This window comes from Neorhizobium sp. PAMB6630, assembly GCF_058242775.1.
The window spans coordinates 225,954-244,913 of record NZ_JBZAYV010000003.1; the positions used below are offsets into that span (position 1 = coordinate 225,954).

Below are 18,960 nucleotides of genomic sequence, written 5' to 3' on the forward strand. Positions count from 1 at the left end.
GCGCTTCCGGTGCTCACGTACCAAACGTACGCTCCGCTCCGGTTCTCGAAATTACCCTTTTCGCCGCGCCACAGGGAATTCTTGAACAGACTGTCACTGCGGGTCGTGAACGAAGTCGCCGCCCCGGCAATTCTTCAGATAATTCAGCGCATGCACCTGCCCGGTCATTTCCAGCGCATCGCGATAAACCGGGTCATGCCACCCTTCGATGTCGATGGAGCCGGACCAGCCGGCAAGCCGCAGTTCGGAAATCACATCCGTCCAGTTGCTGTCGCCAAAGCCCGGCGTGCGCATGAAGACGAAGGGGTGCTTGCCGAAAATGCCATGCTCGCGGATCACGTCCCAGCGAATCGTGGCGTCCTTGCCGTGGACATGGAAGATGCGGGCAGCCCATTTGCGGATTTGCGGCAGCGGGTCGATGAGATAGACCATCTGGTGGCAGGGCTCCCATTCAAGCCCGAAATGCTCGTCCGGCGTCTCGTTGAAGATCAGCTCCCAGGCATCGGGATTGTGCGCGATGTTCCAGTCGCCGGTCTGCCAGTTGCCATCCATGGCGCAATTTTCAAACGCGATTTTTACGCCCTTGTCGGCAGCGCGGCGGCCAAGCTCGCTCCAGATTTCGCGGTAGCGGGAAAGGCTGTCAGTCAGCGGCTTGCCGCGCACGCGGCCGGTAAAACCGGCGACGCAGGTGGCGCCGAAATGATGGGCATTGTCGATGCAATCCTTCCAGCCCTGCAGCGTATCGAGATCGATATCAGTTTCCTCGAGCGGATTGCCGAACATGCCGATCGTCTGCATGGTGATGTCGCGGTCTCCGATGGCGTCTACGCAGCGCTTGCCAAGTTCAGCCAGATCCTGGCCGTTGGTGGTCTGCCAGAAAAACGGCTGAAAACTTTCAAACCCCATATCGGCGATATCTGCGATGCGGGTGGCGGCCTTGCCGGCGCTGGCACTGATCATGGTGCCGATGCGGATGGACTGGGCGGGATTGGTCATGGGGATCGGTTCCCTATCGTTAAGCGTTAGAAGTGGACGGGCAAACCGGTGCGGGCGCTTTCGATGGCGCCGAACACCATGGCAAGGCTCTTGATATTGTCGGCGCTTGCGGTTTCCGGCGCACGCCCGTCGCGGATGGCGGTGAGAAAATCGGCAAGCACGCTGGCATGGCCATGGATCTGCGCTTCGCTCGGCACGTCCGGCACGGCAACCGTTGCAAAGCCTGAAAGAAGGCCCGGCTCGCTGCCCGCAAGGGTTGCCTCAAACGTGTCTTCGCCGTCCCAGGTCAGCATACCCTTGGAGCCCACAAGCCGCCAGGCGCTTTCCCAGCTGGTGCGGCGACCTTCCGCGCACCAGGAGCCGCGATAGGTAAACAGTGCATCGCCCGAGAGGCGGAAGATGGCGCTTGCCGCCGCGCCATGCGCATACCAGGAGCCGGAGGGATTGGTCTCAACACAATAGACCGAAAGCGGCACCTTGCCCGAGACAAAGCGGGCCGCATCGAAAGTGTGGATCGCCATGTCGAGCAAAAGCACATTCTGCATTGCTTCGCGAAAACCGCCGAAATGCGGAGCGAGAAAGAAATCGCAATGAATGGCGGTCAGCTCGCCGATCAGCCCCTCTTCCACGGCGCGGCGCAGCCGCCTTATGCCGGAGATGAAACGACGGTTCTGCACCACGGCGTGAATTTTTCCGGCCTTTTCGGCAAGCGCGACCAGATGTTTTGCCTCGTCCATGGAGGCGGCGAGCGGCTTTTCGCTCAGCACATGGCATCCGTGCGAAAGCCCGGTTTCCACCACGCCCGCACGCGCTGCCGGCACCACGACGTCAAACAGGATATCGGGACGGACATCTGCCAGCATGGCATCAAGGTCGGCGCCGATGGCGATGTCGTGCAACCCGAACTCCTCGGCCAGTGCCCGGGCGGTTCCGATGTCGAGATCGACGAGGCCTACGAGACGCACCGCGTCCTTCAGCTCCGGCGTTGCGTCAAGCGCCCGCAGCCAGCCTTTGGCCATGGCTCCGCACCCGCATAAAACGGCATTATATGTCACTGCAATCCTCCCGGCGGCTATTGCGAAACTCCTCTTCCGCAACACTCCGTAAACGTTTACGATCCTAGTAACAGGTCCTGTCCTGTGTCAATAGATTTTTCGTAAACGATCACGGAACCGGGAGATCACCGTTCATGAAAGGCATCCGCCAGCTTGCAGACCATCTCGACATTTCCATCGGGACGGTTTCGCGGGCGCTGAATGGCAAGCCTGATGTGAACGAGGAAACGCGCCGGCGCGTGCTGGAAGCAGCCGAAGCCCTCGGTTATGTGGCAAACCAGGCCGGCCGCTCGCTGCGCAAGGGCGCAACCGGCATTATCGGCTTCATGATGCAGACCGGCCATGAAATCACCGGACAGGGTGATGCCTTCTTCATGACCGTGTTTGACGGCGTGCAGACGGTTCTTGCGCGCCACAAGCTCGATCTGGTCGCCCTCCTCTGCTCATCGGAAGAAGATCCGGATGCTTATATGAAGCGCATCGTGGCACGTGGTTTTGCCGATGGCATCATGCTGTCGGCCACCCGCATCAAGGATCATCGCTTCGGCACGCTCTCAAAAGCGAAAATTCCTTTCATCACGCTTGGTCGAAGCCAGAGCGACGTCGGCCAGCCGTGGTACGACCTCGATTTCGAAGGCATGGCCGATACCGCCATCGATCGTCTGGTGGCGCGTGGTCACCGGAAAATCGCAATCAGCCGTCCCCATGGCGATATCAATCTCGGGCCGATTTTCGAAGATCGCTGCCGCGCTCGTCTGAAGCACCACGGCCTGTTTCTCGATCAGGCGCATGTGTTCCGCTCCAGCCCGAACGAAACGGGCGGCTACCAGTTGGCGCGGTCCCTGATCGAAAGCGCTGACCGCCCGTCGGCCATGGTGCTGGTCAACGAGGCAACGGTGATCGGGTTTTATCGCGGGTTGGAAGAGGCTGGCTTAAAACCCGGCCGGGATGTGGCGGTGATCGGCCAGTATAGCCCGCTTGCACAGTTCCTGACGCCCCGCCTCACCTGCTTCAAACCGGCGCTGCGCGAACTGGGCATTGCCATGGCCGAAAGCCTTCTCGCCACCATGCCGGCCTTTGCGCAGCATTATCCCTATGCGGCGAAACGCCAGCTCTGGCCGATGACACTGATCGAAGGCGAAAGCGACGGCACCCCACTGTCAGCGTAAGGCCAAGACCAGAAGCCGGCGCACATCCCCTCAGCCGTCATCCTCTGCATCCGGTGCCGGCGGCCATTGCTGGGCGGCGTGCAGAACGCGCAGGATGGTCACGGCCCGATCATCCTCGGCATAGATCACGATGTAATTGGAGCGCACCACCATCTCGCGGGTGCCGGAAACACGGCCCATCCGGCAGGATTTCGGATGCGCCAGCAGATGCCGTACCTTCGTCTCGATCTCGTCCTTCAGCAGCTGCGCCGCATCCGGGTTATGGTCGGAGATGTAATCGATGAGGGAAAAGAGGTCGCTGCGGGCAGTCTGGCGCCATTCAAGAACGGGCACGGCGCTTCCTGTCGATGAGGGCCTGCATGTCGTCCATCACATCCTGATGCGCCACGGGCGGACGGTTGTCGTCCAGCGCTTCCTGCACCTTGGCGCGGAACCATCGGTCATAGGCCTCCGGATCGGCCGTCAACCCGGCTGGAAGCCCGCCTTCCTTCGCCACGCGTGTTAACAGGATGCGCACGGCATCCGACACCGTCAGGCCAAAGCTTGCAAGCTTTTCGGCAGCCTCGGCCTTCAGCGTTTCATCCACGCGGATATGCAACATCGCCGTCTTGCTCATCGGGCCTCTCCACTCTTGGGAAGGGTCAATATGTCTCTCAATTGAGAGACAATCAAGCCCCTGCACCGTTTAGTGAATGGCCAAGAAGAAGCCTTCAAGCCTGTTCAAGAATTCTCGCTGACGAGGCGAAAATGGTGATTTCGAGAACCGGAGCGGAGCGTACTTAGAAGTACGTGAGCACCGGACAAGCAGAAATCGCCATTTGCAGCCCGCCAGAGGGAATTATCGGACAGGCTGTCAGGGGTTGTCGCGTTTGAAAATCCAGTCATGGTCCGGGTGGTTTGCAAAGCGCCACTTGCGCATCGGCCCGGCCATGACGTTCAGGTAATACATCTCGTAGCCATACGGTGCGCCGCAGGGATGATGCCCCTTCGGCACCAGCACCACATCACCGGAAGACACCGCCATCGTCTCATCCAGCGAACCGTCTTCGGTGAAGACGCGCTGGAAACCAAAGCCCTGGTCGGGGTTCAGGCGGTGATAATAGGTCTCTTCCAGATAGGTCATGTCGGGGAAATTGTCCTCGTCATGCCGATGCGGCGGATAGGAGGACCAGTTGCCTGAGGGGGTAAAGACTTCCGTCACGAGCAGGCTGTCGGCGACATCACGCTCTTCCATGGCAATCGGAAAGATGTGGCGGGTGTTGGCGCCCTTGCCGCGTTCGGTGAGCGCAATGCCGGCTGGCCCGATGATGGCGGCCTCGCGGCCGGGCTTGGCTGGCGCCGTGCAGATGGCGAGCGTGCAATCGGTCGTCGCGGTCGCAGACCAGTCGGCGCCGGCCGGTATATAAACGCAATGCGGCGGCTTTTTTTCGAACACGTTCATGCGGTCGCCAAGCTCGCCAAACGTCTTGCCGCCGCCGGAAATCTCGGCCTTGCCTTCAACGAGAACGAGGATCACCTCCGTCTCGCCGGTCTGTTCGGCAGCGCTTTCGCCGGGCTTCAGGTGATAGAGACCAAAACCGACATAACCCCAGTTGGCGCTTTCCGGTGTGATGTCATGTACCTTGCCGGTTTTCCCCGTGGGCTTGCGCAGCAGATCGCTCATTCCTCATCTCCCTTTGTGGCGTCCCGGGCGGCGTCCTTGGCCGCCTGTTCGGCGGCTGCCTTCGCCATGGTCCGGTCATACATGATCAGCAGCTCGTAAGCCGCATAGGCGCCGGCTGCGAGAAACAGCATGCCCCAGCCGGTTGAGCCGTTGTAAAGCTCGACCCCACCCCAGGCTATCGGCAGCGCAGCCGTGAGGATACGCCGCCAGAGAGGCTTGAAAAACGGATGGTGGGGATCGAGAAATTTCAAAAGGTCGTTCCTTTAGGTCAAGACGCGGGTTCAGGCAGAAATCAGGCCCGCATCCTTGGCCATAGCCTTCAGCGATTTCAACCCCAGGCTCTGGTATTCAAAGGGATTGCGCACATCCGGATCCTGCTCGGCTTCGATGACCACCCAGCCAGCATAACCGTGCTCTGCGGCAATCTTGAGAACCGGCGGGAAATCCACGCCACCTTCGGCATCGCCGGGAACGGTGAACACGCCACGACGCACGCCTTCCAGAAACGACAGCTTTTCGCCACGCACCTGCTCGGCAATCACCGGGCGCACGTTCTTGGCATGGATATGGCCAACGCGGTTCATATACTTCTTGGCCACCGCTTCAGGGTTACCGCCGCCGAAATAGCAATGGCCGGTATCGAGCAGCAGCTTGGCATGCGGGCCGGTGTGCTGCATCAGCAGATCGATTTCCGCTTCGCTCTCGACGACCGTTCCCATGTGGTGGTGGTAGACCAACGAAATGCCCTGTGATGCCGAATATTCAGCCAGAGCCTCGACGCCCGCGCCGAACTTTTCCCAGTCGGCCGGGCTAAGCGTCGGCCGGTCGACAAGTGCCGTATCATCGGCGCCATGAATGGCATTTGAAGTTTCGCAGACGATGATGACCTTGCAGCCCATGGCCTTCAGCACATCGAGGAAAGGCTGCATGGCAGCCTTTTCCTCTTCGATCGTGTTGGTCAAGAGGTTCAGCGAATGCCAGCCGGAGACAAACTTCAGGCCGCGCGGTTCGAGAACCGATGTGAGGCCTGCCGCATCGGTCGGCAGCTTGTGGCCCTTTTCGATGCCGTCGAAACCGATCTTGGCGGTCTCGTCCAGGCACTGCTCCAGGCTGATATGGGCGCCGAGCGTGCGGTCGTCATCGTTCGACCAGGCAATGGGATTGGTGCCAAACAGAACCATCTTACTGTCTTTCCTTGAGCGCGGCTTCATAAGCGGCGCGGGCGTTTGTGACTTCTTGTCTTTCCGAAACTTCCGGCACCGCGACATCCCACCAGTACCCGCCGGCATCCGGCGTCGGATAGGGATCGGTATCGATGACGATCACGGTTGTCTCGGTTGCCGCGCGGGCGGCATCGAGCGCTGTTTCAAGCTCGGCAATCGAGGACACTTTGTACGACTTCGCGCCCATCGCGGCGGCGTGGGCTGCAAAATCAATGCCGATGGGGCTGACATTCGAATGGGCGTAGAGATTGTTGAACTCGGCACCACCGGTGCCCATCTGCAGCCGGTTGATGCAGCCGTAACCCCTGTTATCGGTGATGACGAGCGTGATCTTCACGCCCATGCCGACCGCTGTCGCCAGCTCCGAATTCATCATCATGTAGGAGCCGTCGCCAACCATGACGATCACGTCGCGCTCGGGCTCGGCCATCTTGATGCCAAGGCCACCGGCGATCTCATACCCCATGCAGGAGAAGCCATATTCCATGTGATAGGACAGCGGCAGCTTGGCCTTCCACAGCTGGTGCAACTCGCCGGGCATGGTGCCGGCCGCGCACATGACGACCGTGTTGTCGCGTGAGGCGCGCTGCACGGCGCCGATCACCTGCATGTCGGTCGGCAGCGTGTTGGCATCCGTGGGTGCAGCGGTCACGGCATCAGCCTTGGCAAACCAGCTGGCCTTGAGGCCCGCATCCGGTTCACCAAAGGCATGATCGCCAAGCGCTGCCGAGAGCTTTTCGAGCCCGACCCTGGCATCGGCCACCAGCGGAATGGCATCATGCTTGGCGCTGTCGTAAGCCTGCACGTTGAGCGCCAGAATCTTGCGGTTCGGGTTCTTGAACAGCGCCCAGGAACCGGTGGTGAAATCCTGGAAGCGCGTGCCGATGCCGAGCACCAGATCCGCCTTTTCCGAGACGATATTGGCGCTTTCGCAGCCGGTCACCCCGACAGGACCGAAATTATAGGCGTGATCCCAGGCAAGCGCCGACTTGCCGGCCTGCGTTTCGACAACCGGAATTTTGTGTTTCTCGACAAAGGTTTTTAGCGTGTCCGTCGCACCGGCAAAATGCACGCCGCCGCCGGCGACGATGACAGGGTTTTTCGCGGCTTTCAGCGCGGCAACCGCTGCTTCGAATTCCGAAAAATCCGGTTCAGGACGACGGAAGCGCCAAGTCTTTTTCTCGAAAAAACTTTCCGGATAATCATAGGCTTCCGCCTGAACATCCTGGCAGAAGGCAAGCGTGACAGGGCCACAATCGGCAGGATCCGTCAGCGTGCGGAATGCGCGCGGCAATGCCGTCAAAAGCTGCTCGGGGCGCATGATGCGGTCAAAATACCGGCTGACCGGCTTGAAGCAATCGTTTGCCGAAACCGTGCCGTCGCCAAAATCCTCGATCTGCTGGAGAACGGGATCGGGTCCGCGATTGGCAAACACATCGCCTGGAATGAAGAGAACCGGCAGGCGGTTGACATGGGCGAGCGCTGCCGCCGTGACCATGTTCAAGGCGCCGGGGCCGATCGAAGAGGTCACAGCCATCGCACGGCGACGGCCAAGCTGCTTGGCATAGGCAATCGCCGCATGGGCCATCGACTGCTCGTTCTGGCCGCGAAAGGTCTGCAATTCCTCCCGAATGCCGTAAAGCGCCTCGCCGATGCCGGCGACATTGCCGTGGCCAAAAATCGCCCAGACGCCGGCGATATAGGGAACGCCATCCTCGTTCAGCTGGTTGGCGAGGTAACGCACCATCGCCTGTGCTGCCGTCAAACGGATCGTTTTCATGCCTGTCCTCCCTGAACGGCCTTTACACGCGCTCCATCCCAGATCGCGCAGAGGCTCTTGTAGCGGGCCACCATATCATCGATGGCGTCCGCGTCACTGATCTTGCCAGCCAGCCACTTGCGGGCGGCATCCCCAAAGATGGTGCGCCCAACGGCAAAACCTTTGACCAGATCGAAACCGGCCGCAAGCGCAAAGCTTTCCTCAAGCTCGGCCTGCGGCGCATCGAGACCGAGCACCACGATGCCGCGTGTGTAGGCGTCATGACGCTCCACCGCAGCACATGCATTGGCCCAGGCGGCCGTCGTTTTCATCGGCTCCAGTTTCCACCAGTCGGGATAAACACCGATCTCGTAGAAGCGGTCGATGATCTTGGCCGTCGTATCGTCATCCACCGGGCCGACCTTCGAGGGGATCACTTCAAGAAGGAATTCCAGCCTGTTACGGCGCGCTGCCTCAAACAGGCGTTTTACCGTATCTTCGTGGTCCTTCTTCATCTCGGCGGTATCATCGGGATGATAGAAGCACAAGACTTTCACCACATGCTCGGCGGCCCATTCGCCAAGCCCGCCGCAATCGAGACCCAGTTCGGGCTCCAGCGTCAGCGGGCGCGAGCCCGGCCATTCAGCAGGACGGCCGATCCAGAGACCGGTGCCGGCCGCCGCATAAAGCGCTTCTTTTCCAAGCCTGCTATCGCAGAGAATGCCATAACCTTTTTGGCCATCCGCAACGGTCGTTGCGGCCTGAAGGCAGAGTTTCTTGAAGGCGCCGATCTTGTCGGTTGCAACGCCGGCCTCTTCCGCCATCGCTTCCAGCTGCATGCGGTGGTCGAATGCAAAGACGCGCATGGTCGACCAGTCACCCTTGCGGTTGGTGGACCAATGCACCTGCTCCAGTGCTGCGTCCTTGCGCAGCGCCTTGTTCTGAATGCCGGTCCTGAAGAAATATTGCAGCTCTTCCCAGCTGGGATAGGCGGGCGTGCAGCCGTGGCGCGAGACGGCAAAGGCACCGCAGGCATTGGCGAACTTCAGCGTCGTCGGCCAGTCCTCGCCCGTCAACCAACCTTTCAGCAAGCCTGCCATGAAACCGTCGCCGGCACCCAGCACGTTGAAAACCTCGATGGGGAAGCCGGGGCCCGTCTGGCCCTTGTCGAGGCTGTCAGGGATCTCGCCTTCGAAAACGGCAGCCCCCATCGGCCCGCGCTTGCAGACCAGAGCGGCCTTCGACACCTTGCGCACGGCGCGAAGCGCCTCCAGCGTATCGGTGGAGCCGCCGGCGATGTGGAATTCCTCTTCGGTGCCGACGATGAGGTCGAACAGATGCAGCGTGCCCTGCAGCTTTTCCGTCACCTTGGCGGATTCGATAAAGCGGCTTTCGCCCGCCTCATGGCCGGCAAGACCCCAGAGATTGGGGCGATAATCGATATCAAGCGCCGTCTGCGCACCGTTTTCGCGCGCCAGCTTCAGCGCTTTCATCACGGCCGCTTCCGTGCGCGGATGCGACAGATGGGTGCCGGTCACCGTGACGCAGCGCGCTTCGGCCACGAAGGCCGGATCGATATCGTCTTCGCAGAGCGCCATGTCCGCACAGTTTTCGCGGTAAAAGATCAGCGGAAACTGGTTTTCGTCGCGGATGCCGAGAAGCACCAGCGCCGTCAGCCGTTCCGGATCGGTCACCACGCCGCGCACGTCCACGCCTTCGCGCACAAGCTGCTCACGGATGAAGCGGCCCATATGCTCGGCCCCGACGCGGGTGATGAGCGCGCTCTTCAAGCCGAGACGCGCAGCGCCTGCCGCGATATTCGTCGGCGATCCCCCGATATATTTGTTGAAGGAGGACATGTCCTCCAGACGGCCGCCCACCTGCGCGCCGTAAAGGTCCACGGACGAACGTCCGATGGTGATCAGGTCGAGTGGCTTCACGTTATCCTCCTCAAACCGCACCCGAGGGATGCGGTGACTGGCTCGGTCTCTCCCGGACCGGATCTTATTTTTGGACCATAAATTCTATTTTTTGAGATTTCAATACGAATATTCAGACTGAGCGCTGCGTGCCGACGGCAACCGAAAGCGCAATGGCAAGACAGAGCGTGGCAGACAGGGAGCGGAAGGCGCCAAAATCCACCTCCGACACGGTGAGCAGCGTCGTGCCAAGCTTGCGCAGGGGATTGACCACCGTATCGGTGAGCGCCACCACCGGCACGCCGCGCCCGCGCACCGCCTCGACAAGGTCGAGTGTTTCGCTGGAATAGGGCGCGAACGTGACCGCCAGAAGCGCGTCACCCGGCCGGATGGCGCTCGAACTGTCCAGCCGGCCGGCCACGCTGTGCAGCATGGCTGGCACCTGCATTTTCTCAAACGCATAGGCGATGTAGCTTGCAACCGGAAACGAACGGCGAAGACCGACGATATGGATGAGGTTGGCGCCCGAGAGAACGCGGACCGCCTCCTCAAGCGCCTGCGGATCCACGGTTTTGAGCAGATTTTCGAGCGACGACCGGCCCGCCTCGACAAATTCCGCCAGAAGCAGCGAGGCGCTGCCCTCGCCCTTTTCGCGCAGGTGATCGAGCCGCGTCGAATAATCCGGCCAGCCCCCGACATAACTCTCGCGAAACAGTTTTTGCATTTCCGAATAGCCGGAAAAACCCATGATCTGGGCAAAACGCATGAAGGCCGACGGCTGGACACCCGCACCGTCGGCCATTTCGGCGACCGTGGAGACGGCAATCCGGTCCGTATTGGCCGCCACATAGTCGGCGCACTGCTTCAACCGCTTGGGCAGGGTGACGGAAACGTCCAGCAGCCTCTCCTCGAATTCCTTCACGCTTGCCGGCGCGCCTGCCTCTGTCATGCAATCGTCCTTTTTCTACGCTTGACACGAATATGACCGCACTCTAGCAAAATGGAACAGATATTCCAAATCGAGCGTCGGCTTTGCAGTCCGAGCCGGAAAACCATTCAGTGGAGGAGAAACCCATGGTGACGAGATTGGCCCTGCTTGGGGCAGGACGTATCGGCAAGGTGCATGCAAAGGCCATCGCCTCCGATCCGCGTGCAAAACTGGTGGCCGTGGTGGATGCCATGGAAGCCGCAGCCAAGGCGATTGCCGACGAGGCCGGCTGCGCGGTCAGCACCATCGAGGCGGTTCTGGCGAACCCTGAAGTCGACGCGGTCATCATCTGCACGCCGACCAACACCCATGCGGACCTCATCGAAAAGTTCGCCCGCGCCGGAAAGGCGATCTTCTGCGAAAAGCCGATCGATCTGGATGTCGCCCGCGCCCAGGCCTGCATCGATGTGGTCAAGGAAACCGGCGCCAAGGTCATGCTCGGCTTCAACCGCCGTTTTGACCCGCATTTCCAGGCGGTTCGCGCTGAAATCGACAAGGGCACCATCGGTAAGGTCGAGATGGTGACGATCACCAGCCGCGATCCGGGCGCTCCCCCGGTCGAATACATCAAGGTCTCCGGCGGCATTTTCCGTGACATGACGATCCATGACTTTGACATGGCGCGTTATCTGCTCGGTGAAGAAATCAAGACGGTGATGGCGTCTGCCGCCGTTCTCGTTGATCCGAAGATCGGCGAAGCCGGCGATTTCGACAGCGCAAGCCTGATCCTGACGACCGCCAGCGGCCGTCAGGCGGTCATCTCCAACTCGCGCCGCGCCACCTATGGCTACGACCAGCGCATCGAAGTGCATGGCTCGCTGGGTTCGGTTGCGGCTGAAAATCAGCGTCCCGTCTCCATCGAAGTGGCGACGAAGGACGGCTATACCCGCCCGCCGCTGCACGATTTCTTCATGACGCGTTATATCGCGGCCTATGCCGCCGAAATCTCGGCTTTCATCGATTGCCTCGACAAGGGCACGGCGCCTTCGCCGTCGGCAGAAGATGGTCTTCTGGCGCTGAAGCTTGCCGATGCGGCGCTCAAATCCGCCACATCTGGCACCGTCGTCACGCTCGCCTGAGATCGCCGCACCAATAAAAAGAGCGGCGCCAGCTCCTGTTGCTGGCGCCGCTCTCTTCAGGAGGACCAAAACCTCCAACCCGCCCGTCCCTTGACGGGGGAGCCTCAGCCCTCTTTTTCGGCCATCGCCCGCACCAGAAGCAGCATCACGAGTGCCTGCCCGTAAGGCGCCGGCACGTTGGGGATCTGGCGATAGAAGTCCAGCGTATGGCCCATCGGCGTGCCGTCGGACACCTCCAGAACAATCCCCGTCTCATCAATGCGTTGCATGACCGCATCGAGTGCCTTTGCCGCAACCGGCTTCAGATCCTTCTCCAGCAGGCCGAGATCGATGCCGCGCAGGATGCCGTAAGCGATGGCCGCCGTGGCAGACGTTTCCTCTGGCGACTGCGGATCGCAGACCAGCGTGCAGAACATGCCATTATCCCGCTGGTGGGCGGCCAGCGTCTTCACCTGCGCCCGCAGCACATGGGTGAAATGCATGCGCAGATGGTGCGGAATATGATCGACCAGCCCGAACAGTTCGGGAATGGCAACGGTGATCCAGGAATTGCCGCGCGCCCAGAAAGCATTGGCAAAGTTGTGGCGGCCGTTGAAGGTCCAGCCGTGATACCACAGCCCGGTGACGGGATCGGCGAGATACCGTTCATGCACGAGGAACTGGTAAAACGCTTCCTCGATCCAGTCCTGACGACCAAAACGCTGTCCGGCGCGGGCCAGAAACAGGCACGTCATGAACAGCGTGTCGTCCCACAGTTCGCCGTCGTTCATGCGTTCCTTCACCACATGCTGGAAACCGCCGTCTGCCGTACGGGCAAGTTTGGTCACCAGCCAATCGGCCCAATCCTCCACAAGCGCCTCCCAGTCCGGGCGATCGACATGGTCGATGAGGATCGACAGGGCCAGCATCGGCGAGGAAGAATTCACCTGGCGCGGCGGCAGGCCCCGACCGATCTGCCAGTCATACCAGCGGGCAATCGCCTCAATCAGCGAGCGGTCGCCCACCGCTTCCGCATGGCGGATGAGCCCGTAAATGCCGACACCGACTTCCCAGTCCCATTCATCGAACTGCAGATCGTAGGTTCCGTCGGGTGCGGCAACCGTCTCGTTGATCCCCTTCAGCCGGGCAAGGCCGACAGCGACACGGGAAAGCGTTTCGGAAAGAAGTTCGGGCTGCATCAGCATCGGAATGTCCTGTCTTGGCAATGGCGTCGAGGGGTCAGAAGGACACGGCATCGAAATGCCGGATCTGCGGCACAAGCGTGCGGTTGGGGAAGGTGTAGGGTGCGCCCTCCACCAAAAGACCGTCGTTCCAGTCGAGGGTAAGCGCGGGTATCTCAGGGCAGTTCAGCGCCAATTGAAGCGCCTCTCCTTCGCCGGCAAGCGTCAGGGACACGGCCGAAAGGTACTGCCGGAAGGCTGACAATGCGGCCTCCCCCCTGCCTTCCGCCACCAGCGTCAGCCAGCCGCAGCGGTTGCCAGGGGCGCGAAATTCAATGCCGGCGCCCGGTCCCGTGGTGACGGCCTCGATGGCATTGGTCGCCGTCAGCGCGGCAAACCCTTTTCCGCAGCGCAGCACGATCCAATTGTCCAGACGCTCCACCAGATCGAAGGCATCGGCCTCCACATAAGCATGGGTAAAGGCAATGCGCGGCTCCTCGCCGAGATCGTAGAGGAGCAATGCCGCGTTCTCATATTGCGCCGCACGCGGCATGGAACCGTTGCCAGCCCAGTAGGACGGCCGCTGGTGGCCCCAGGGATCGTCTTCGCCGGGATGGTTGATCCAGGCGCGGGCGAAGGGCGAACCGGCAAGGCGCACATCCACCACATGCTGCTGGTGGCCGCGCCCGCCGGGCTTTCCATCCATCATCGAGGAGAGCTGCACATGGGCGCTCTTGTAGAGCACCAGCCGCGCCGCCTCGTCATGGCCCTGCACATAGTGGGCGCTAAGCGCCCGGCCCGGTTCGGGCGAAACCACGGCGGCCGCCTCTTGCGGCGGCACGTAACCGCCTGCGGCAAACATCGGAAGGGCTGCCACACCATCGTTGAACCAGCCTTTGCCAAAACCGACGGTGGCAAAGGGGGCAAGTTCCGTCAGCGGGCCGGCGCGCAACTCCTTGTCATAGGCGCGGCCCATGGTGCCGGCGGGAACGCCGTCCAGCGTGTGCAGGCCGATCATCAGGAACAGGCGATCAATGAGGTTTTTCGCCCGCATCTTCACCTCGCCTTCGCCAAGATGTTCGAGCGCAAAAAGGCCGATAAAATCGACGGGGTAATAGGCCGCCGAATTCCACTCGGCGAGACCATGCTGCTCGACGCTATCGAACCACTTCATCAGCCGCGCGAAGGCGAGCGCTTCCTGTTCGGCGCCGGTGCGCCCGGAGCATGGAAAGCCGGCACGCGAAAACAGCCGTCCCGCCAGATATTGCGACACATGGAAGCACAGAACATGGTTCTCGCTCCAGAACCACATCACATCATTGCCCGGCTCATCCACCCAATAGCGGTAGTTGAGAATGGTCTGGCGGATCTTTTCCTGCATCTCCTCCGGCAGACGGTCGCGATAGTCGGCGTAGAGCCAGAGAAGCGGCACGAGCACGAAATCCGAGCAATCGCGACGTTCATCGATGGCATCAAGCGTGTTATCGATGATCTCGCGAAACACTGAATCAACCGGCCGTCCGGCCGCCATCATGGCAATTGCCTTGCCGGCGCGCTGCTCGCCGTGATCGGCGAGATATTCGAGAACCGCAGCCTTGCGGTCAGCGAGCGACAGGGCGGAAAGATCGCGCATCGGTTCGGCAAGCGTTGCAAAATCGATGTGGCGCTCGATGCGGGTATCGCCGATGGAAAAGGTCAGCCATAGCGGGTGGTAGCCATCGGGCAGATTTTCGGCACCGGACAGGCTCACCGTCGTTGAACCTGCCTTCAGCAAACCCGTCACATCCAGAAGCGGCGGCTTGGTGCGCATATGCACGCTCGGCAGGATCTTTGCGTGGACGGCGACATCGATGGCGGCCGGGCGCTCCACTTTCAGCGTCAGGTGGCCGTCGCGCACATGCAGCGGCATCGGCCGCACTTCGACGGCGAGATCCTTGAGGAGCGTGAGCGTCGCATCGGAGACGTCGATCGGCAGTTCGGCAGAAAGGCCCGCCGGATCGAGAAGGCTGAGTTCAAAATACCAGAGCGCATCGCGTTCGGCGAGTTCCTCGGTCAGCACCACCACATCGCTGCCGCCGGCTTTTAGCGACAGCGTGATCTCCGTCTCGCTCTCGCGGTTGCGGCGGAATGGCTCGAATACCACCTGCTCGGCGCCATCCACCCAGATCCGCACACCGCCGCAGGTGGCCAGACGAAAGCGATAATCACCGCCGCGCTCCGGCACCAATCGCGTCTTCAGCCAGCGCGACAGCCGCGTCGGGCGGTGCCAGAAACCGGAAAATTCCACCCGCCGGTTAAAACCCGGCAGGTACAGGCCCTCGACCGGAAAATCGGCTTCGAGGCTAACCGTGCGTGTCTTGATCTCGCTCCACAGCGCAACCCGGCAGGGCAGATCGCCGACATCGACAAAACCGTTGATGAAGCGATAGTTCACCCGGTCCTCGGCGAGCGCCGGTTCGCCCGGATAATAGACAGCTTTGACCGCAGACATCGCCCAGGCGGTGACCGACTGGCCGGGCGTTATGGCAAAGCCGCCATTGACGGGCGCGTCCTCTGTTTTCAGGTTGGTTTTCATGCGTCGATCTCCGTCTTGCCGGCGGGCATCGGCAGGCAAAGCTCGATGCGCTCCAGAAGGTCCGGCAATTGCCAGATATGGGACAGGGTAAGGCGTGGCCGCTCGCGGCGCAGGCGGTGTTTGTGGCTGCGCCGCTTCGACCAGGCGAGAAACACGCTGATGAGGCCGAACCGGTTGGCGCCGAGAATGTCGCGCTCCAGATTGTTGCCGACCATGACGGTACGGGCGCAATCCTCCGGGCCAAGCCGCAGGGCGTCGCAGGCCGCCGCAAACATTTTTGCCGACGGCTTCAGTTCGCCGATATCACCGGAGATGATATGCGCCTCGAAACAATCCCAGAGACCATGGGCGCCGAGAATGTTTTCGAACGTGGCACGCGGCCCATCGGCCACCAGCGCCAGCCGGTATCCGCTCTGCACGAGGCGATGCACCACCTCGCCGGCGGCCGGGATCAGCTCTGCCTTCACCACCACCTCGGTGCCGGGAATTTTTTCCTCGGTTGCCTCGTTAGCCAGCGTATCGCCGCAATCGAGGAAGACGGCCGCCAGATACGGCACCTCTGCCGGCAGCGCCTTCACAAGTTTTGAGACGCGCGCGGGTATCCAGGCCTCCAGCACCGGCCACGGCACAAGCGCCATCCCCTGCCCTTCGTCTCCCGTGCGCTCGAAGGAAAAGGAGGGCGAAAACGCCGCGCGCTTCATCTTCAGCCGTGCCAGCCGGATGTCGAGCGGCGTGGCCGAGATCAGGCCGCGATCGGAAAAACGGTTGGAGAGGTGGATGCCCTCACTCCCGGCAAAAGCCCCGCACATGGCCTCCACCACTGTGCCGGATTTTTCCTGCATCTCCTCGCCATCTGCCCAATGGGCATGTTTGCCGGGTTCGACATAGAGAACCGGCCGGCCGTCTTCCACTGGCAGCGACCGGTCCGGCCGCAGCATGACCCGGCGGGCACCGTGGCGGGAGGCTTCCACCTTCACCACAAGCCCGTCTTCATCCAGATGCACCCATACATGTTCGAGATCGTAGAGATGCTGGATATCCCAGTCATACCAGAGGGCATATTCGATGACGCAGGCGGCAACCGGCCGGATGCGGAATTTGGAGGACACCGACTGCGCCTCCTGCCGATAGACCGCATAACCGGCCGCCAGTGGCAGGAAAGGTTCACGCGCATCGAGACGCAGCAGCGGGTGATGGCGCGTGGCAAGGTGCAGATCGGCATCTGCGACCGCAACAGCCAGCGCCGACAGCTCCCCCGACTGGACAGGCATGCTGTTCATTGCGCCGCCACTCCCACCAGATCGAGCGTTTCGGCATAGTGGCAGCGCACCTGCCGGCCGTTGTCGAGCGCGCGCAGCGCCGGCACTTCGGCCCGGCATTTTTCGTCCGCATAAGGGCAGCGCGGATGGAAGGGGCAGCCGGTCGGGATGTTCATCGCATCGGCAATCTCGCCCTTCAGGGGCACGCGCTTGCGGGTGCGGTTGCCGCGCGGATCGGGCTGGGGAACGGCGGCCAGCAGCGCTTCCGTGTAGGGATGCAGCGGCTTCTTGAACAGGACATCGGTTGGTCCGACTTCCATCAACCGCCCGAGATACATCACACCGACGCGGTCGGAGATGTGTTCGACCATGCCGAGATCATGCGTGATGAAGAGATAGGTGAGGCCAAGCTTTTCCTGCAGATCCTGCATCAGGTTGATGTTCTGGGCCGCCACCGACACATCGAGCGCCGACACCGCCTCGTCTGCGGCAATGAAGCTCGGATTAAGCGCAAGCGCCCGGGCAATGCCGATACGCTGGCGCTGGCCACCGGAAAAGGCATGCGGATAACGCGTGACATATTCAGGCCTCAAGCCCACCAGGCCTAGAAGCTCGGCCACCCGGTCGCGAATTTCTCCTGGAGATCCGACGCCATGGATGACCATGGGTTCGCCGACTAGATCCAGCAGCGTCATGCGCGGATTGAGTGATGAATAGGGATCCTGAAAGATCATCTGCATTTCGCGGCGCAGGTCACGCATCTCACGGTCGCCAAGCGTGGTGATGTCGATCACCTCGCCGCTTGCCCGACGAAACAGGATTTCGCCGCCCGTCAGGTCATAGGCGCGCAGGATCAGCCTTGCGATGGAGGATTTGCCCGATCCACTTTCGCCGACAAGCCCGAAGGTCTCCCCCTTCTTGATATCGAAGGTGATGTCATCCACCGCCTTGATGGTGGCGACCTGTCGGTTGAACCAGCCTTCGGTCACCGGGAAATATTTTTTGGCGCCGCGCACCGAAATCAGCGTGTCGTCGTGCATCGTCTTGTTTGCTGCAGTGCTCATTGGGCCGCCTCCGCAATTGCAATGTCGCCGGCATAATGACAGCGCGCCCTCTGGCCGCTCGGAAAGACCACGTCCTCCGGCGTCGTGACGTTGCAGACGCCACCGACCGCCTTCAGACAGCGCGGATGGAAGGAACAGCCGGGCGGCACGTTGTAGGGGTCCGGCACCATGCCGGAAATGGTCCGCAGCCGCCTGCCATGGCTCTTGCCGAGGCGCGGAATGGATTGCAGCAGCGCCTGCGTATAGGGGTGTTTTGGCTCGTAGAAGATTTCGTCCACCGTGCCGGTTTCCACCACGCGGCCGAGATACATCACGGCAACGCGGTCGGCGATATCAGCCACCACGCCAAAATTGTGGGTGATGAACACGATCGCCATGTTCAGCTCCTGCTGGAGCGATTTTAGCAGTTCGAGGATCTGCGCCTCTGTGGTCACATCGAGCGCCGTCGTCGGTTCGTCGGCAATCAAAAGCACCGGATCGCAGGCAAGTGCGAGCGCGATCATCGCCCTCTGCCGCATGCCGCCGGAGAGATGATGCGGATAACGGTCAACGATATCGTTGGGGCGCGGCATCTGCACGCGGGTGAGAAGCGCAATCGCCTGAGCGCGGGCTTCGGCCTTCGACACTTTCCGGTGCAGCATCACGGTGCGGGCGATCTGCGTGCCGATGGTGTGGACGGGAGAGAGAGCCGTCATCGGCTCCTGAAACACCATTCCGATTTCGCCGCCGCGCAGCTGGCGCATGGTGCGCGACTGGCGGTCTTCCGAGGAAATCAGCACTTCTGCGCCGCTTTGGCGGCGAAAGCGGATCGTGCCTGATGCATCGAGCGCGTTCTTCGATTGCAGGCGCATGATGGAGCGGGCCGTCACCGATTTGCCAGACCCGCTTTCGCCGACGATGCCAAGCACCTCGCCGCGGTTGACGTGATAGGACACGCCGTTCACCGCCTTCACCAGCCCTTCGCGGGTGGGAAAATGCACGCCGACATTGTCGAGTTCAAGCAGCCTCTCGGGCGGCATGGGTGGAAGGTTCAGGTTCTTCTGGGTCATGA

Annotated in this window: 17 protein-coding genes; 2 read left to right on the forward strand and 15 right to left on the reverse strand. The window is 61.4% G+C overall.

Annotated features, from left to right (window positions below):
- Positions 1-93: 93 nt before the first annotated feature.
- Both AC4CWF_RS26520 and AC4CWF_RS26525 read right to left on the reverse strand, forming a co-directional pair.
- The gene (locus AC4CWF_RS26520) at positions 94-996 is read right to left on the reverse strand and encodes a sugar phosphate isomerase/epimerase family protein (RefSeq protein WP_491287975.1); all 903 of its coding nucleotides are present in this window, start codon (positions 994-996) and stop codon (positions 94-96) included.
- A 26-nt stretch (positions 997-1,022) separates the two neighbouring features.
- Positions 1,023-2,051: a Gfo/Idh/MocA family protein gene (locus tag AC4CWF_RS26525; RefSeq protein WP_491287977.1), complete on the reverse strand. Its 1,029-nt coding sequence runs from the start codon at positions 2,049-2,051 to the stop codon at positions 1,023-1,025.
- Positions 2,052-2,185: 134 nt separating this feature from the next.
- On the opposite strand from AC4CWF_RS26525, the gene AC4CWF_RS26530 reads away from it, so the two are divergent.
- Positions 2,186-3,220 (forward strand): LacI family DNA-binding transcriptional regulator, encoded by a 1,035-nt coding sequence (locus tag AC4CWF_RS26530; protein ID WP_491287978.1) that lies wholly within the window; start codon positions 2,186-2,188, stop codon positions 3,218-3,220.
- Positions 3,221-3,250: 30 nt separating this feature from the next.
- On the opposite strand, the gene AC4CWF_RS26535 is transcribed toward AC4CWF_RS26530, so the two are convergent.
- The 8 genes from AC4CWF_RS26535 to AC4CWF_RS26570 all read right to left on the reverse strand — a co-directional run bounded on the left by AC4CWF_RS26535 (position 3,251) and on the right by AC4CWF_RS26570 (position 10,733).
- The gene (locus AC4CWF_RS26535) at positions 3,251-3,553 is read right to left on the reverse strand and encodes a type II toxin-antitoxin system RelE/ParE family toxin (RefSeq protein WP_491287980.1); all 303 of its coding nucleotides are present in this window, start codon (positions 3,551-3,553) and stop codon (positions 3,251-3,253) included.
- Entirely contained in the window at positions 3,540-3,836 is a 297-nt protein-coding gene (locus AC4CWF_RS26540) for a type II toxin-antitoxin system RelB/DinJ family antitoxin (protein WP_491287982.1), read from the reverse strand. Before AC4CWF_RS26540 ends, AC4CWF_RS26535 begins: the two co-directional genes overlap by 14 nt.
- A 237-nt stretch (positions 3,837-4,073) precedes the next feature.
- Complete coding sequence (gene iolB, locus AC4CWF_RS26545) at positions 4,074-4,883, reverse strand: 5-deoxy-glucuronate isomerase (RefSeq protein WP_491287984.1); 810 nt, start codon at positions 4,881-4,883, stop codon at positions 4,074-4,076.
- Positions 4,880-5,134, reverse strand: coding sequence for a hypothetical protein (locus AC4CWF_RS26550; RefSeq protein WP_491287985.1), 255 nt, complete (start codon positions 5,132-5,134; stop codon positions 4,880-4,882). The genes iolB and AC4CWF_RS26550 overlap by 4 nt, the downstream gene beginning before the upstream one ends.
- Positions 5,135-5,164: 30 nt before the next feature.
- Entirely contained in the window at positions 5,165-6,064 is a 900-nt protein-coding gene (iolE, locus tag AC4CWF_RS26555; protein ID WP_491287987.1) for a myo-inosose-2 dehydratase, read from the reverse strand.
- 1 nt (position 6,065) lies between these two features.
- Positions 6,066-7,886, reverse strand: a complete 1,821-nt coding sequence (gene iolD / locus AC4CWF_RS26560) for a 3D-(3,5/4)-trihydroxycyclohexane-1,2-dione acylhydrolase (decyclizing) (protein ID WP_491287989.1) — start codon at positions 7,884-7,886, stop codon at positions 6,066-6,068.
- On the reverse strand, positions 7,883-9,805 hold the full coding sequence (locus AC4CWF_RS26565; protein ID WP_491287991.1) for a bifunctional 5-dehydro-2-deoxygluconokinase/5-dehydro-2-deoxyphosphogluconate aldolase: 1,923 nt from the start codon (positions 9,803-9,805) through the stop codon (positions 7,883-7,885). The genes iolD and AC4CWF_RS26565 overlap by 4 nt, the downstream gene beginning before the upstream one ends.
- Positions 9,806-9,917: 112 nt before the next feature.
- Positions 9,918-10,733 carry a MurR/RpiR family transcriptional regulator gene (locus AC4CWF_RS26570; protein ID WP_491287993.1) on the reverse strand — a complete coding sequence of 272 codons (816 nt, stop codon included), beginning with the start codon at positions 10,731-10,733 and terminating at the stop codon, positions 9,918-9,920.
- Between the two features lie 125 nt (positions 10,734-10,858).
- On the opposite strand from AC4CWF_RS26570, the gene iolG reads away from it, so the two are divergent.
- A complete protein-coding gene (gene iolG, locus AC4CWF_RS26575; RefSeq protein WP_491287995.1) occupies positions 10,859-11,851 on the forward strand; it encodes an inositol 2-dehydrogenase in 993 nt (330 codons plus the stop codon).
- A gap of 104 nt (positions 11,852-11,955) precedes the next feature.
- Here the strand turns inward: iolG and bglB are convergent, their stop codons facing one another.
- From bglB to AC4CWF_RS26600, 5 genes are read right to left on the reverse strand one after another with little or no spacing between them, the layout of a single operon-like run.
- Positions 11,956-13,035, reverse strand: coding sequence for a beta-galactosidase BglB (gene bglB / locus AC4CWF_RS26580; protein WP_491287997.1), 1,080 nt, complete (start codon positions 13,033-13,035; stop codon positions 11,956-11,958).
- A gap of 34 nt (positions 13,036-13,069) precedes the next feature.
- Positions 13,070-15,586 (reverse strand): PA14 domain-containing protein, encoded by a 2,517-nt coding sequence (locus tag AC4CWF_RS26585; protein WP_491287999.1) that lies wholly within the window; start codon positions 15,584-15,586, stop codon positions 13,070-13,072.
- A complete protein-coding gene (locus AC4CWF_RS26590) occupies positions 15,583-16,866 on the reverse strand; it encodes an HAD family hydrolase (protein WP_491288001.1) in 1,284 nt (427 codons plus the stop codon). Before AC4CWF_RS26590 ends, AC4CWF_RS26585 begins: the two co-directional genes overlap by 4 nt.
- Complete coding sequence (locus tag AC4CWF_RS26595; RefSeq protein WP_491288003.1) at positions 16,863-17,909, reverse strand: ABC transporter ATP-binding protein; 1,047 nt, start codon at positions 17,907-17,909, stop codon at positions 16,863-16,865. The genes AC4CWF_RS26590 and AC4CWF_RS26595 overlap by 4 nt, the downstream gene beginning before the upstream one ends.
- A complete protein-coding gene (locus AC4CWF_RS26600) occupies positions 17,906-18,958 on the reverse strand; it encodes an ABC transporter ATP-binding protein (protein ID WP_491288004.1) in 1,053 nt (350 codons plus the stop codon). Before AC4CWF_RS26600 ends, AC4CWF_RS26595 begins: the two co-directional genes overlap by 4 nt.
- Between the last annotated feature and the right edge of the window lie 2 nt (positions 18,959-18,960).

Bases quoted from the DNA above. Each gene is read 5' to 3' on its own strand.
- AC4CWF_RS26520 (WP_491287975.1), bottom strand. From the start codon at position 996: ATGACCAATCCCGCCCAGTCCATCCGCATCGGCACCATGATCAGTGCC.
- AC4CWF_RS26530 (WP_491287978.1), top strand. From the start codon at position 2,186: ATGAAAGGCATCCGCCAGCTTGCAGACCATCTCGACATTTCCATCGGG.
- AC4CWF_RS26540 (WP_491287982.1), bottom strand. From the start codon at position 3,836: ATGAGCAAGACGGCGATGTTGCATATCCGCGTGGATGAAACGCTGAAG.
- iolB (WP_491287984.1), bottom strand. From the start codon at position 4,883: ATGAGCGATCTGCTGCGCAAGCCCACGGGGAAAACCGGCAAGGTACAT.
- iolE (WP_491287987.1), bottom strand. From the start codon at position 6,064: ATGGTTCTGTTTGGCACCAATCCCATTGCCTGGTCGAACGATGACGAC.
- iolD (WP_491287989.1), bottom strand. From the start codon at position 7,886: ATGAAAACGATCCGTTTGACGGCAGCACAGGCGATGGTGCGTTACCTC.
- AC4CWF_RS26570 (WP_491287993.1), bottom strand. From the start codon at position 10,733: ATGACAGAGGCAGGCGCGCCGGCAAGCGTGAAGGAATTCGAGGAGAGG.
- iolG (WP_491287995.1), top strand. From the start codon at position 10,859: ATGGTGACGAGATTGGCCCTGCTTGGGGCAGGACGTATCGGCAAGGTG.
- bglB (WP_491287997.1), bottom strand. From the start codon at position 13,035: ATGCTGATGCAGCCCGAACTTCTTTCCGAAACGCTTTCCCGTGTCGCT.
- AC4CWF_RS26585 (WP_491287999.1), bottom strand. From the start codon at position 15,586: ATGAAAACCAACCTGAAAACAGAGGACGCGCCCGTCAATGGCGGCTTT.
- AC4CWF_RS26590 (WP_491288001.1), bottom strand. From the start codon at position 16,866: ATGAACAGCATGCCTGTCCAGTCGGGGGAGCTGTCGGCGCTGGCTGTT.
- AC4CWF_RS26595 (WP_491288003.1), bottom strand. From the start codon at position 17,909: ATGAGCACTGCAGCAAACAAGACGATGCACGACGACACGCTGATTTCG.
- AC4CWF_RS26600 (WP_491288004.1), bottom strand. From the start codon at position 18,958: ATGACCCAGAAGAACCTGAACCTTCCACCCATGCCGCCCGAGAGGCTG.